Source organism: Thioalkalivibrio sp. AKL17, assembly GCF_000377885.1.
In the GTDB taxonomy this organism is placed as follows: domain Bacteria; phylum Pseudomonadota; class Gammaproteobacteria; order Ectothiorhodospirales; family Ectothiorhodospiraceae; genus Thioalkalivibrio; species Thioalkalivibrio halophilus.
Map to the genome: position 1 here is coordinate 222,972 of NZ_KB898768.1, position 13,596 is coordinate 236,567.

General features: G+C 66.3%; 10 protein-coding genes. 5 read left to right on the forward strand and 5 right to left on the reverse strand.

The window, feature by feature from the left end; all coding sequences use genetic code 11:
- Position 1: 1 nt before the first annotated feature.
- Complete coding sequence (locus D577_RS0111180) at positions 2–424, reverse strand: PleD family two-component system response regulator (RefSeq protein ID WP_026289030.1); 423 nt, start codon at positions 422–424, stop codon at positions 2–4.
- Positions 425–552: 128 nt separating this feature from the next.
- Between D577_RS0111180 and gshB the strand changes: the two genes are divergently transcribed.
- From gshB to D577_RS0111205, 5 genes are read left to right on the forward strand one after another with little or no spacing between them, the layout of a single operon-like run.
- On the forward strand, positions 553–1,500 hold the full coding sequence (gshB, locus tag D577_RS0111185; protein WP_018947560.1) for a glutathione synthase: 948 nt from the start codon (positions 553–555) through the stop codon (positions 1,498–1,500).
- On the forward strand, positions 1,497–2,558 hold the full coding sequence (locus D577_RS0111190; protein WP_018947561.1) for an FAD:protein FMN transferase: 1,062 nt from the start codon (positions 1,497–1,499) through the stop codon (positions 2,556–2,558). Before gshB ends, D577_RS0111190 begins: the two co-directional genes overlap by 4 nt.
- Positions 2,555–2,935 carry a NusG domain II-containing protein gene (locus tag D577_RS0111195; RefSeq protein WP_018947562.1) on the forward strand — a complete coding sequence of 127 codons (381 nt, stop codon included), beginning with the start codon at positions 2,555–2,557 and terminating at the stop codon, positions 2,933–2,935. The genes D577_RS0111190 and D577_RS0111195 overlap by 4 nt, the downstream gene beginning before the upstream one ends.
- Positions 2,936–2,937: 2 nt before the next feature.
- The gene (locus D577_RS0111200; protein WP_018947563.1) at positions 2,938–3,486 is read left to right on the forward strand and encodes a Gx transporter family protein; all 549 of its coding nucleotides are present in this window, start codon (positions 2,938–2,940) and stop codon (positions 3,484–3,486) included.
- On the forward strand, positions 3,461–4,414 hold the full coding sequence (locus D577_RS0111205; protein ID WP_018947564.1) for an energy transducer TonB: 954 nt from the start codon (positions 3,461–3,463) through the stop codon (positions 4,412–4,414). Before D577_RS0111200 ends, D577_RS0111205 begins: the two co-directional genes overlap by 26 nt.
- A 12-nt stretch (positions 4,415–4,426) precedes the next feature.
- Here the strand turns inward: D577_RS0111205 and D577_RS0111210 are convergent, their stop codons facing one another.
- From D577_RS0111210 to D577_RS0111225, 4 genes are all read right to left on the reverse strand, one after another.
- Complete coding sequence (locus tag D577_RS0111210; RefSeq protein ID WP_018947565.1) at positions 4,427–5,851, reverse strand: HlyD family type I secretion periplasmic adaptor subunit; 1,425 nt, start codon at positions 5,849–5,851, stop codon at positions 4,427–4,429.
- Positions 5,852–5,862: 11 nt separating this feature from the next.
- Positions 5,863–8,016 carry a type I secretion system permease/ATPase gene (locus tag D577_RS0111215; protein ID WP_026289031.1) on the reverse strand — a complete coding sequence of 718 codons (2,154 nt, stop codon included), beginning with the start codon at positions 8,014–8,016 and terminating at the stop codon, positions 5,863–5,865.
- 90 nt (positions 8,017–8,106) lie between these two features.
- Complete coding sequence (locus tag D577_RS0111220; RefSeq protein WP_018947567.1) at positions 8,107–11,904, reverse strand: calcium-binding protein; 3,798 nt, start codon at positions 11,902–11,904, stop codon at positions 8,107–8,109.
- Positions 11,905–12,664: 760 nt separating this feature from the next.
- Complete coding sequence (locus D577_RS0111225; RefSeq protein WP_244263451.1) at positions 12,665–13,594, reverse strand: hypothetical protein; 930 nt, start codon at positions 13,592–13,594, stop codon at positions 12,665–12,667.
- Between the last annotated feature and the right edge of the window lie 2 nt (positions 13,595–13,596).

The window sequence follows — 13,596 nt, forward strand, 5'->3', positions numbered from 1 at the left end:
TTCATTCCGGGGCACCCTGGTGCGCGTACTTGCGCATCGCGTCCAGGAGATCGTCCCGGGTGAAGGGCTTGGTGAGATAATCTTCCGACCCCACGACGCGCCCCTTGGCCTTGTCGAACACGCTGTCCTTGCTCGACAGCATGATGACGGGGGTCTCCCTGAACTGCTTGTTGTTCTTGATCAGGGCGCAGGTCTGATACCCGTCCAGACGGGGCATCATGACGTCGATGAAGATGATGTCGGGGCGGGAATCCGCCACCCTCGAGAGGGCCTCGAAGCCGTCCACGGCGGTTTCCACCGCGGCACCGTGCTTCTGCAGCAAGGATTCGGCGGTGCGCCGGATCGTCTTGCTGTCGTCGATCACCATGACCTTCACTCCCTGAAACTCGGTGGCCGAGTCGGCTTCCGCTGGCGCGTCAGACACCTTATCCCCCCTAAGGCTATATGCAGGACCGAATCTAACGAAGTCCCGCGGGATACACAAACATCGAGCGGTAATATTGCCCCGCGTGGCATAATCGTCTGACACGGATCACGAAAAGGCCCGTTATCGTGCCCCAGAAGATCGCCATCATCATGGACCCCGTCACGGGGATCAAGCCGGCCAAGGATACGACCTTCGCCATGATGCTCGCCGCACGGGCCCGGGATCACGCCGTGGACTATCTCGAAATGAACGATCTGTGGGTCGAAAACGGCCGCGCCATGGGCCGCAGCCGGCCAATCGAGGTTCGGGACCGTTCCGAAGCCTTCCACGAACTGGGCACGGAAACCACCGGCCCGCTGGATCGCTTCGATGTCATTCTGATGCGCAAGGACCCGCCGGCGGACGCCGAATACGTCTACTCCACCTACACGCTCGAGCTCGCGGAACATGCGGGGGTTTGCGTATCGAACCGGCCGCAGGGGCTGCGCGACATCAACGAGAAGGCGTTCACGGCGCTGTTCCCGGACTGCACCCCGCCGACGCTGATCACCCGCGACCGCGCCCGTATCCGCGCATTCCTCGAGCAACACGGCGATATCGTGGTCAAACCGATGGACGGCATGGGCGGGAGTTCGATCTTTCGCGTCCGCGAGGGCGATCCGAACACCTCGGTGATCCTCGAGACCATGACCCGGTTCGATCGGCGCACGGTCATCGCGCAGCGCTTTCTGCCGGAGTTCACGGCCGGCGACAAGCGCATCATCATGATCCACGGCGAACCCTTCGAGCATGCCCTGGCACGGATTCCGGCACCCGGTGAATCGCGCGCCAACCTGGCGGCCGGGGGACGGGGAGAAGCCGTGCCACTGACCGCGCGCGACCGCGAGATCTGCGAACGCGTCGGGCCGGAGCTGCGACGGCGCGGCATCCACTTCGCCGGACTGGACGTCATCGGGGAATCCCTGACCGAGATCAACGTCACCTCCCCGACCGGCGTCCGCGAGCTGGATGCAGCCTGCGATGCGGACCTCGCCGGCCGCTACATCGATTTCGTGACGGGGGAAACCGCATGAATCCGCGCCGCACCTTGTTTTTTCCCGTCCTCGCAGCACTGACCGCGATGCTGCTGGTGGCCTGCGAACGCACGCCGGAAACCGAGCACCTGCAGTTCCGGGCCTTCGGCACCCTGGTCGAGGTCGCGGTCGCCCCGGCCGGGGAATATGACCTCGCCGAGATCGAACGCGAGCTGCAGGCGGAGCTCGACATCCTGCATGCCTCCTGGCACGCTTGGGAAGAAGGTTCGCTCGGGCGCACCAACCAGCTGCTGCCGCTGCAACGCGAATTCAGCGCCCCGCCGTCGGTGCTGCCGCTGATCGAGCAGGGCCGCGCGGTGGAGGAGGCCACCGACGGGCTGTTCAATCCCGCCATGGGACAACTGGTCGCCGCCTGGGGCTTTCACCGGGACGAGCCCGCCGGCCCGCCCCCGGATGCCGACACGCTGGCCGACCTGCTGGAGGACCCGCCGTCGATGGGAGACATCGAACGCAACGGGGTCCGCCTGACCGGACACCACCCGGACCTGCAGCTGGACTTCGGCGGACTGGCCAAGGGCGCCGCCGTGGAGCGCGCGCGTGACCTGCTGGCCGATCTGGGCGTGGAGGCGGCCATCGTCAACGCCGGCGGCGACCTGATGACGCTGGGCCGGCCCGCCGGCCGCGACTGGCGCATCGGTATCCGCCACCCGGACGGGGGCACCCTCGGCGGCATCGAACTGGGCGGAGGCGAGGGCCTGTTCACCTCCGGGGACTATGAGCGCGGTTACGAACACGATGGCGAACGCATCCACCACGTGATCGACCCGCGAACCGGCCGCCCGACCGAGGGCGTGCGCTCCGCGACCGTGCTGCATGGTGACGGCGGCCTGGCCGATGCGGCCGCCACCACCCTGATGATCGCCGGTCCCGAACACTGGCCGGAATACGCCGCCCGGCTCGGGATTGACCACGCCCTGGTGGTCCTGGCGGACGGCCGCATCGAGGCCACGCCGGCGATGGCCGCGCGCGTCGAGCTCGGGGAGCCCCACCCCGAGCCGGAGGTCCGCGAACGGCCGGAGGCCGGCACCACACCGTGAGGATTCCGGGCCTGCGCTGGGGGGACGCGGTCATCGCCGCAACCGGGGCCGGACTGGTCGTGACCGCCTTCATCCTCGCCTGGAACCCCGACGCGGGGAGCGAGGGCCGCAGCCTGGTCATTACCCAGGCCGGCGAGCCCGCGCGCCGGGAGCCCCTGGAAGGCCCGCGCGAACTGCGCCTGCAAGGCCCCGCCGGGACCACCCGGGTGGACATCGAGACCGGGCGCGCCCGCTGTGCGGAATCCCCGGGCACACAGAACATCTGCGAGGGGGCCGGCTGGCTCTCCACCCGCGGCGACATGGCCATCAGCCTGCCCAACCGCCTGACCCTCCGGGTAGAGGGCGCCGAACCCGCCTGGGACAGCATCCACTACTGACCGTGAACGCCGACCGCTCCGCCTCCCGCCGCGATCAGCAGATCGCTGCCCTCGCCGCCATCGCGATCGGCATTCAGATCCTCGAGGCCGCGATCCCCGGTCCCATCCCGGGGGTCAAGCCGGGCCTGGCGAATATCGTGACCCTCGTCACACTGCTCACCCTCGGCTGGCGCGCCGCAGTCGCCGTCACCCTGCTGCGGGTGGTCGGCAGCAGCCTGCTGCTGGGCACCCTGCTCAGCCCCGCCTTCTGGCTGTCGCTGACCGGCGCCCTGGCCGCGCTGGCCGCACTGGCCCTGCTGGCACCCTTCGCCCCGCGGCATGTCGGCGCCACGGGGCTGGCCATCGCGGCCGCCATGGCGCATGTCACCGGGCAGTTCCTGCTCGCATGGCTGGTGATCATCCCGCACCCGGGCCTGCCACTGCTCCTGCCACCCCTGTGGCTGACCGCGCTGATCGCCGGCGCCACCACCGGTATACTGACCGCCCACGTACTTTCCGATCCCCGGATCCAGCGCCATATCCGCCATGCCCGCCCCCCAGGACCAGCCTGAGCGCCCGGTGCCGACGCCCCCGTCGGAACACGCCGCCGCGCGTCCGAACCATCTCGCCACGATGGTCTTCCTGGCCGTGCTGGCCCACGGGCTCGTGATCCTGGGCATCGGCTTCACCGTGGAGCTGCCCGACCCCAGCCCGCGCGAGCCGCTGGACATTACCCGGGTTGCGGATCCCGAGGCCGCCGCGCCGCCCCCCGAGGAAGTCGAGCGCATCGCCGAAATCGACCAGGAGGCGAGCGCCGAAGACCCCGAAGACCAGGAAGCCACCGCTCCCGAGGCCGCAGACGAAGGCACCGGCGAACCCGGCCCCGAAGGCGTGGAGGCCCCGCTGCCGGAACCCGGTCCGCTGGTGGCGCAACCGTCGCCCCCCGAACCCGAACCGCAGCCGGAGATGCCCGAAGCCGAGGAATCGCCGGAACCGGCCCCGCCCGAGGTCGCCGAACCGGAACCGATCGAGACCCCCGAGGCCGAGCCGCGCCCGGATGCCGCCACCCTGATGAACCGCGGACTGGAGAGCGCCCGCGCGGCCCCGGCGGAGGAACGCCAGAGCTTCGCCGCACGCGGCCAGCGCACCCGCTATCTCGACAGCCTGTCGGCGCGCAGCGCACCGGAGGCGGCCTATCTCCAGGCCTGGATCGACAAGGTCGAACGCGTCGGCAACCTCAACTACCCGGACGAGGCCCGGCGTCAGGGGCTTTCCGGCAGCCTGGTCCTGTCCGTGCGCCTGAACCCCGAAGGTGAACTGATCGATATCCAGGTCGCCCGCAGCTCCGGCGAGCCCGTGCTCGACGAGGCCGCCATCCGCATCGTGGAACTGGGCGCCCCCTACGCCCCGTTCACCGAGGCCATGCGCGAGGAATACAACGAACTGGTCATCACCCGCACCTGGGCCTTCCGCCGCGACGAAGTCCGGCAGGTGCGCTGAGACCCGGCCGCCTCAGCGCTCGTTGAGACTCTCGCGGGCCGCCCGCAGCAGCGGCGTCAGGAAATACTCGATGATGCGCCGCTTGCCGATTTTCACCTCCACGGTGGCCATCATGCCGGGGGAAATGCGCACGGGCTCGTCCTGCACGAGGACCGTGTCCCGATCCAGGCGGACCCGCACCACGTAGACCAGCCCCTGTTGTTCGTCCTGGACCGCATCCTGCGAGACCTCGAGCACCTCGCCCTCGACCGTGCCGTAACGGGTGTACGGAAAGGTCTGCAGCTTCACCTCGGCCGTCTGGCCCGGCCGCACGAAGCCGATGTCCTTGTTGGGGAGGGTCGCCTCCACCATCACCTCGGCATCCTCCGGCACCACGGTCATCAACGGCCGGGCCGGCTCCACCACGCCACCCACCGTGTGGACCGCCAGCTGTTCCACCGTGCCGGTCACCGGCGCACGCAGGCGCATCAGTTCGTCACGCCGCCGCGCCTTGATCAGCTCCTGTTCCAGGGACTCCGCCTCGGAACGCGCCTGATGGAGGATGTCCAGGGCTTCTCGCCGGCTCTCTGCTCGCAGGGTACGGCGCTGCTCGCGCGCCTCGTGCAGCGCAGCCTCCGCCTCCGAGCGCCGTGCCCGCTCCGCGTCCAGGGCGTTCGCCGCCTCGATGCTCTGCTGTTCCAGTTCCAGCTGCTCGTGGCGGGCCGCCATGCCCGCGTCCGATAGCTGCAACAGATCATCGCTGCGCCCGCGGATGATCGGCAGGGTCTGTTCCAGCCCGGCCACCATCGCGCCCGCCGCAGCGATCTCCTCCTGCCTGCGCGCGATCTCCGCATCCAGCTGCTGCATGCGGGCACGGTAGTGATGCACATGGCCGCGCAACACCCGCTGCTCCACCAGCAGAACATCCTCCGGCGCGGGGAAATCCGGCTGCAGCACCGGCCGCTCGGTATCGCCGTCCAGGGCCGCCAGGAACGCCTCCGAACGCGCGGCGGTCAGGCGGGCGGACAGCAGTTCCCGGCTCAGGCGCGTCACATCCGCGGTCGAAAGGGTCGAGTCGAGCTCGATCAGGACATCGCCGGCCTCGACGCGCTGCCCGTCCCGTACCCGGATGGCCCTGACGCTGGCCGTCTCCGTGGCCTGTACCGTCTGGGTACGCCCGTCCGGCACCACCTTGCCTTCGGCCACCGCAACGATGTCCATGCGCCCCAGGGTGGCCCATACCACGGTCAGCACCGCCAGCAGCAGGATGAGACCGATGATGACGCGCGGCAGCGGGTGCACCGGCGTCTCCTGGAGCGAAAGGGCCGCCGGGAGGAACTCCTGCTCGTGCGGCACTCGTCGCGGCGGGTCCATCTCCCGCCGGCGCCCCCAGGCGATGGCGAAGGCCCGCCGATAGCGCCCCTTGAGGTCCTGCCATGCGCTGCGCCGCATCCCCATGGCGCCCTCCCTCAGGTCTGCTGCAGGCGCAACAGGCCCGCATAAATGCCGTCGCCACGCTCGGCCAGGCTGTCGTGGGTCCCGGATTCGACGATCTGGCCGTGGTCCATGACGATGATGCGGTCGGCCCGGCGTACGGCGCTGAGCCGATGGGCAATGATGATGACCGTACGACCACGGGCGATCTGCGCCATGTTCTGCTGGATGACGCGCTCCGACTCGTAGTCGAGGGCGCTGGTCGCCTCGTCGAAGATCAGGATGCGCGGGTCGTTCATCAGGGCGCGGGCAATGGCGATGCGCTGGCGCTGACCGCCGGAAAGCGTGCCACCGTGCTCGCCGACGACGGTGTCGTAGCCCTCGGGGGTTTCCAGGATGAAGTCGTGGGCCCCGGCCTGGCGCGCGGCCGCCATCACCTGTTCCAGCGGTGCCCCCGGGCTGGCCAGGGCGATGTTCTCGCGGATACTGCGGTTGAAGAGCATGTTCTCCTGCTGCACCACGCCGATCTGGCGGCGCAGCGAAGCGATCTCGGCCACCGCCAGGTCGGTGCCATCCACCAGCACCCGCCCGCGCTCGGGCACATACATCCGGCCGATCAGCTTCGCCAGGGTGCTCTTGCCCGATCCGGAGCGGCCGACCACGCCCAGCACCTGACCGGGCGGGATCTCCAGGCTGACCCCGCGCAGCACCTCGGGACCGTCGGGCCGGTAGCGGAAATGCACCTGGTCAAAGTCGATTCGCCCGTCCAGACGGGGCAGGCTGCTGCGGTTGGCGGACGAGGATTCCGTGGGTGCATTGAGGATGTCGCCAAGCCGCTGCATGGAGATCCCGACCTGCTGGAAGTCGGTCCACATGTTGGCCAGACGCATGATCGGCTGGGCGACACGCGCGGCCAGCATGTTGAAGGCAATCAGCTGGCCGACGGTCAGGTCGCCCTCGATCACCAGCCGTGCCCCCAGCCACAGCGTGCCCACCGTCACCAGCTTTCCCACAAGCGAAATCAGCTCGCGGGCGACGGTCGACAGCTGGGTGGTCCGCAGACCGGCGGAGACATAGCCGGCCAGCTGCTCGTCCCACTTCTTCGTGGTCTGCGGCTCCACCGCCATCGACTTGAGGGTGTCGATACCGTTGATGCTCTCGACCAGGAAGGCCTGGTTCTCGGCGCCGCGGTTGAACTTCTCGTGCAGCCGCGCACGCAGCGGCGGTGTGATGAACAGCGAGATCATCACGTACAGGGGCAACGATGCGATGACGATCAGCGTCAGCCAGCCGCTGTAGAAGAACATCACGGCGATGAACACCACCGAGAAAAACAGATCGAGCACCAGGGTCAGGGCATTGCCGGTCAGGAACTCGCGGATGTTTTCCAGTTCGCGAACCCGCGCCACCGAATCGCCCACCCGCCGGGACTGGAAATACCCCATGGGCAGATTGATGAGGTGGCGGAACAGGCTCGCACCCAGTTCGACGTCGATCCGGCTGGCCGTATGTGCCAGCACATAGCTGCGCAGCCCGGACAGCACCACCTCGAAGACCATCACCGCGAGCAGGCCGATGGCCAGCACGTCCAGGGTCGTCAGGCTGCGATGCACCAGGACCTTGTCCATCACCACCTGGAAAAACAGTGGCGTGACCAGGGCGAAGATCTGCAGGAAAAACGACGCCAGAAGCACCTCGCCCAGCAGGCGCCGGTGCTTCACCAGCGCGGGCACGAACCAGGTGAAATCGAACTTCCCCAGTTCCGCGGTGAGCGAGGCGCGGGACGTGAACAGGATCAGCTTCCCGGACCACAGCTCCGCCAGGTCTTCCCGCGAGATTCGCTGGGCCGGACCCTTGCCGGGATGCTGGATGAGCGCACCCTGGTCACTGACGCGGGCCAGCACGAAGAAGCGGCCGTCCTTCGCCAGGGCCACCGCCGGGAGCGGTGTCTGCTCCAGACGGGAAGGTTTCGTGCGGACGCGCTTCGCCTTGAGCCCCAGCCGCCGCGCCCCGAGCAGGATGCGGTCGGCGTCGAAAGGCTCGCCATCGGCGGCGAACTCGTGCCGCAGCTGTTCCGGATTGGCCGGCACCCCGTGGTACTGGGCCAGCATGACCAGGGCGAGAAGCCCCGTATCGACAGGCCCGCTCTCCCCCGTGGAGCCCGTCGCCTCCCTGCCTTGTGAATCCATGACTATCCGTGCGACGCATCACCGGAATCCCGTCCGGCGATCTGCAATGGAGGGGCCGCCCGGGCAGGCCCGGACGGCCGTTCGGGCGGCTTACTGCCAGGCTGCGGCCACCACCGGATCGAGCGTGTCCCGATAGTCCTTCGGGAGGCCGGTCTCGTCCGCCCCGGGCGGATCGAACGCGGCCATCGCCTGTACCAGGTTGTTGACCTCGGCAGCGGTCAGCACCTCGCCGGACGACAGCTCCACCCGGTCCAGCGGCTCGCCGTGGCGGCCGAACCAGTCATCCACGGTGATGCGGTCATCGGTGCCGATCACCTCGATCGACAGGTCACGGCGATCCTGGCTGAACCAGAGCTGGTCCGCCGCGATCTCCTCGCCCAGCAGCAGGACGTCCTCGCCCGGGTCGCGGGCGTTCTCCACGATGCGGTCGTGGCCGTCGCCGCGCTCGAAGTAATAGGTGTCGCTGCCCTCGCCCCCGTACAGAACATTGCTGCCGCGACCGCCGTGGATGAAGTTGTCGCCGCCTTCGCCGCGCAGGGTATTGTCGCCGTCGTTGCCGATCAGGGTATTGTCCAGCTCGTTGCCCCGGCCCCAGTAGTCGCCGTCTCCGGTCAGCGTGAGATTCTCGACGTGGTCGGGCAGGCGAAAGTGGGTCTCCGCCTTCACCGTATCCGTGCCGCCATTCTCCTGAGCGATCACCTTGGTGCCCGGGTTGCTGACCACATAGGTGTTGTCCCCGTCACCGCCATACAGGAAGTTGGCGGAGCGCCCGCCCCCGATCAGCACGTTGTCCCCGCTCACGCCATACAGGTGACTGGGGCGCTCGGTGCCGATGATGATGTTGTCCTCTTCGTTGCCGCGCCCCACCCGGGCGTCGCCGACCAGCGTCAGGTTCTCCACGTTGTCCGGCAGGGTGTAGTCGAACGGGCTGATCACCGTGTCCGTGCCCTGGTTCGGCTTCTCGATGACCACGTCGTCCTCGCTGTTGAGGATGTAGGTGTTGTCACCGCGCCCGCCGGCCATCACGTTCGCGCCGGCCACGCCATTGAGCACGTTGTCGCCATTGTTGCCTTCGATGTAGTTGTCCAGCTCGTTTCCGGTGCCGTCGATGTCGGCCGAGCCGGTGAGGATCAGATCCTCGACGTTGTCGGGCAGGGCGTAGGTGACCGAGGAGCGGATGGTGTCGTGGCCCTCGCCGGGCTGCTCGATCACCACGTCGTCTTCGCTGTTGACCACGTAGATGTCGTCGCCCGCGCCGCCGATCATAATGTTGGCACCGGCGCGGCCGTCGATGTAATTGTCGCCCTCCACGCCATTCAGCACGTTGTCGCCGGTATTGCCGATGATCACGTTGTCCAGCGTGTTGCCCGTGCCCTCGAGATCGTCGCTGCCCATCAGCGTCAGGTTGTTCACGTTCTCCGGCAGGACATAGTCGATGTACGAGTGCACAGTGTCGTTGCCCTCGCCGGGCTGTTCGATCACCACGTCCTCGTCGCTGCGCACCACGTAGGTATCTTCGCCGGTGCCACCGATCATGATGTTGGCGCCGCCGCGGCCGTCGATGTAGTTGTTGCCCGCCACGCCGTGCAGCACGTTGTCGCCGGTGTTGCCGATGAGCTCGTTGTTCAGCTCGTTGCCCGTGCCATCAAGATCCTCGCTGCCCTGCAGGTGCAGGTTCTCCACGTTATCCGGCAGGACGTAATCGATGTGGGACTCGACGGTGTCGTTGCCTTCGCCGGGCTGCTCGATCACCACGTCGTCGGTGCTGTGCACCACGTAGGTGTTGTTGCCGCGCCCGCCGATCATGGTGTTGGCGCCGGCCACCCCGTCGAGCCGGTTGTTGCCGGAGTTCCCGATCAGGACATTGTCCAGCTCGTTGCCGGTGGCACTGATGCCGCTGCGGCCCAGCAGCGTCAGGCTGTGGAGGTTGTCGGACAGGGTGAACGACACATGCGACTGCACGGTGTTGGTGCCATCCCCCGATTCCGCGATCACCTGGTCATCCCGATGCCGCACCACGAACAGGTTGTCGCCTTCGCCACCCACCAGTACGTCGGCATCCCGGCCGCCGTGCAGCCAGTTGTCGCCGGCGCCGCCGGTCAGGGTGTTCTCGCCCTCGTTGCCCACCAGGATCGCGTTCTCCTCCCCGCCGGTCAGCTCGTCACCCTCAGTCGAGCCGAGCTGTAACAGGGACAGGTCGAAGCTGTGGCCGTCCGCGAAGCGCAGGGTATTGATACGGTGGCGTTCGGCATCGGCACTGCCGAACCAGTTCTCGATGGTGATGCTGTCGCGACCGTTGCTGTGCGCCAGCACCAGCGAACTGCCCTCGGCGCGGATGTCCAGATCGCCGGCGCGGATCTCCGGGCCGAACTCCAGCACGCTGTGCCCCTCGTCGCCGTGCATCTCGATGATGGTGTTGTGGCCCTGGCCCACATCGAAACGGTAGGTGTTGTCGCCACCACCGCCGTAGAGGATGTCGTTGCCCGAACCGGCCTGTAGCACGTCGTCGCCATCACCACCCAGCAGCCAGTCGCCGCCGGAACCGGCGGTAAGCTCCGCCCCGTCGTTGCCCCCAAACACGATCTCGGAGGCGGCCGTACCTTCGCCATCGGCGCGCACCCCGTCCCAGCCGAAGTCGGCCAGGGCATCCTGCACCGCCGGATCATCACCGGCCTGCGCGAGCCAGTCGCGCAGCAGGCCATGGCTGTCGAAGCCCATGGGCGAGAGCTGTTCGCCGGTGGCACGCTGCAGTTCCAGAAGATCCGCCACGCCACGGGCCGGGTCGGCATCGAACTGCTGGTTCAGGGCCTCCGTGGTGCCCGCAAAGTCGATGCGGATGCCATCTTCATCGAAGACCAGGTCCATGCCTTCGAGATAGGGCGCCAGATGCGTCTGGCGCATCATTTGCCCGTACATGGTCGTCTGCAGGATGTCGAAGCCGGCGCGCAGCTCACCCGAAGCCATAATCCTCGGGTCGGGGCTGCCGTGCTGGCGGAAATCCCGCCCCAGAAACGCCTCCAGCGTCGCAACCTTGCGCCCGTCGATATGACGGCCCCGGCTCTCCGGGTCCACGTCACTGACGCCCGCCCACTCGTACAGCAGGTTCTCCATGCGCGCTTCGCGCGCCTTCACGTCCGTCTCGGCAATGAAGGCCTCGACCTGCTCGCGGAGCTGGCCGCTGTCGTCCCGCACCAGTGCCTGATGCAGGTCATGCACCTCGCCGTAGCCCATCAGATCCGGCAGCACGGCGATGTCTTCCGGCACGTCCAGGCGCTCGCGTGCCTCGGTGTGGGCGGTGTCCTGGATGAACCAGACGTCCGTGGCCTCGCCTTCGCGGCCGTCGGCCCACTCGAACCGCCCGATCTGGCGGTGCTCGTTGCCGTGTTCGTCCACGTAGGTGGAGTCCGAGTAGCCCAGGTCGATCGAGCCGATACCGACCTGGTCGAGGGTCAGCAGTTCACCGTCGTCGACCTCGCCGTTGCCGTTGGCGTCCTGCCACAGCCGCAGGTCATCCCAGGCCTCGTCGCCCGGGTCGATGCGGCCGTTGCCGTTGGTGTCGTGGATGGCCAGCGCCTCGAACCCGTTCATGGCCGTCACGCCATCCTCGATCTCGCTGGCATTGCCGAACAGCTCGCTGCCGGTCTCAATCTCCTCGTTCCCGGTCAGATCCATCGCCAGCAGCGCATCCTCGGGCCCCACCCAGCCGGTGGCCTGCGCAAAGCCGTCGCCGTTGTGATCGAACTGCACCCCGGCGTCCAGACCCAGCGTGGAAATGCCGTTGCTGTCCAGGTCCAGGATGATCGGGGAGGCGTGGGACTCGCCGCGGTTGAAGTAGTCTCGTACATCGCCAATCAGGTCACCAACCCAGAAGTCCCAGGCGGAATCCAAAACCCCGGCCGGCCCTCCCAGCTCCTCTAGAACGTCCGTCGCTGAGGTTCGCAACTCTTCATACACTGAACCGCCATATTTATCTCCCAACCACGCGCCCGCAGCTGCAAACCCAGCGACCATCATTGCTTTCGGCAAAACGGGGAGACTCACAGCCGTCCCCAGCAAGGCCGCAGATTTAGCCCCTGCCAAGCTCAGAAGCACCGAACTTGTGTTCTTTGAGGCTTCTTCCCAATCCGCCTGCGCAACCGCACTAATCACTTGCCCAGCATCAATTACATTACCGGCCGGGCCCAGCACACCACTCACTCGCCCACTAATTTCAAGATGCGTGCTTCTCATCCACGCTTCGTCGGATTGATGAGCCCGCTGATCCGCCCACTCCCGCACCTGGTCACTTGCGGAATACCATACAGCAGCTCGCTGCATGTCACCCATCGCATCAGCCCTTTGAGCCAAAGCACGGGATTCATCCGAAATCCGGCGATATTCCCCTTCATAGTAATCTGCCAGTTTCGACAGGCGCTCTGACTCACTGAGTGTCGAGTCCGACGCTTCAGACAAGAATGCCGAAAATCCAGCCATGGATGCCGAGTCCAATGACTTCATGTAATCATCGACATCCCCAATAAACCCCTGAGCATTCTTTTTCTCTTCCATGAAGATTACTCCTTTAACAAACCAACAACGAAACGCACGACTCGATCAATATATAAAAAGATCACGAAACACGGAGAGACCTCATCCGCTAAAAAGCGACCTAAGACGAGCCCGACGAACGGTAGACCCCCAAAAAAAACAAATCCCGGATAGCAACGTATACCAAAGAAATAAAAACAGCAGAAGCATAGGTAACCACGACACTCCAGACGGAAAACCAAAACTCTGATGCATAAGAGAGCTTGGAAAGCCGGCCAAACAACCCTGAGAGCTCTGGTCCCGAGGGATAGACCCCGGAGAGAAGCAGGAAAGCCGCCGCCCCAAAAGCCGGGATCATTAACACGCCTTTCCAGACGAGGCCGGGGACTTTCCGCAGGTGCACCCTTAGTGACACCACTGTCCATACTACAAACGCGGGAACAAGGAGCAACTGGACCGAGTAAACCAGCTGTGCGACCTCCGGAAACTTGGACCAGAGACCAAACCTCTCCACTCCAGAAAAGTGCACCTCCATAAAGCCCACGAATTCACGAACAGATGGCATCGAGCTCAGTACATTCCGGGGTAGCAGATAGGACGCACTCAGGACCAGCGCGAAGTAACCCCCAAGGACCACTGTGGCCTCGAAGTCCTTGCTACCCGCCTGTTCATCACGCGCGATATCCGGAGGGCTCCCCTCCGGGGGGCTCCCCTTCGAGAGTCGGAAGCTCTTCATTTCTTGCTTGCCGTCAGGCGTATAAGGGTGCCTGGACACAAAGTGCCAGGCCATAAGAAGTGGCACGATGACATAGCCAAGGAGTATCAGACCAGGACTGGGTGGGTTGATAACACCCAGGCCAGCGGTCACTATCCCCACCCCCGTCAGCGCCGGGGGCGCTGCCAACACCAGGACCGCGTAAATCACTCGAGTGCGAAATGACGCCCGGCGGGGGTCCGAGAGGATCCCGACGGCCATCAGGATCACGATCACATACGGAATCAGGAGCGCCATCACGGGCTCCCCGGGCTTTGAGAGGAAATCGCCAGCCATGG

Bases quoted from the DNA above. Each gene is read 5' to 3' on its own strand.
- D577_RS0111190 (WP_018947561.1), top strand. From the start codon at position 1,497: ATGAATCCGCGCCGCACCTTGTTTTTTCCCGTCCTCGCAGCACTGACC.
- D577_RS0111205 (WP_018947564.1), top strand. From the start codon at position 3,461: ATGCCCGCCCCCCAGGACCAGCCTGAGCGCCCGGTGCCGACGCCCCCG.
- D577_RS0111210 (WP_018947565.1), bottom strand. From the start codon at position 5,851: ATGGGGATGCGGCGCAGCGCATGGCAGGACCTCAAGGGGCGCTATCGG.
- D577_RS0111215 (WP_026289031.1), bottom strand. From the start codon at position 8,016: ATGGATTCACAAGGCAGGGAGGCGACGGGCTCCACGGGGGAGAGCGGG.
- D577_RS0111225 (WP_244263451.1), bottom strand. From the start codon at position 13,594: ATGGCTGGCGATTTCCTCTCAAAGCCCGGGGAGCCCGTGATGGCGCTC.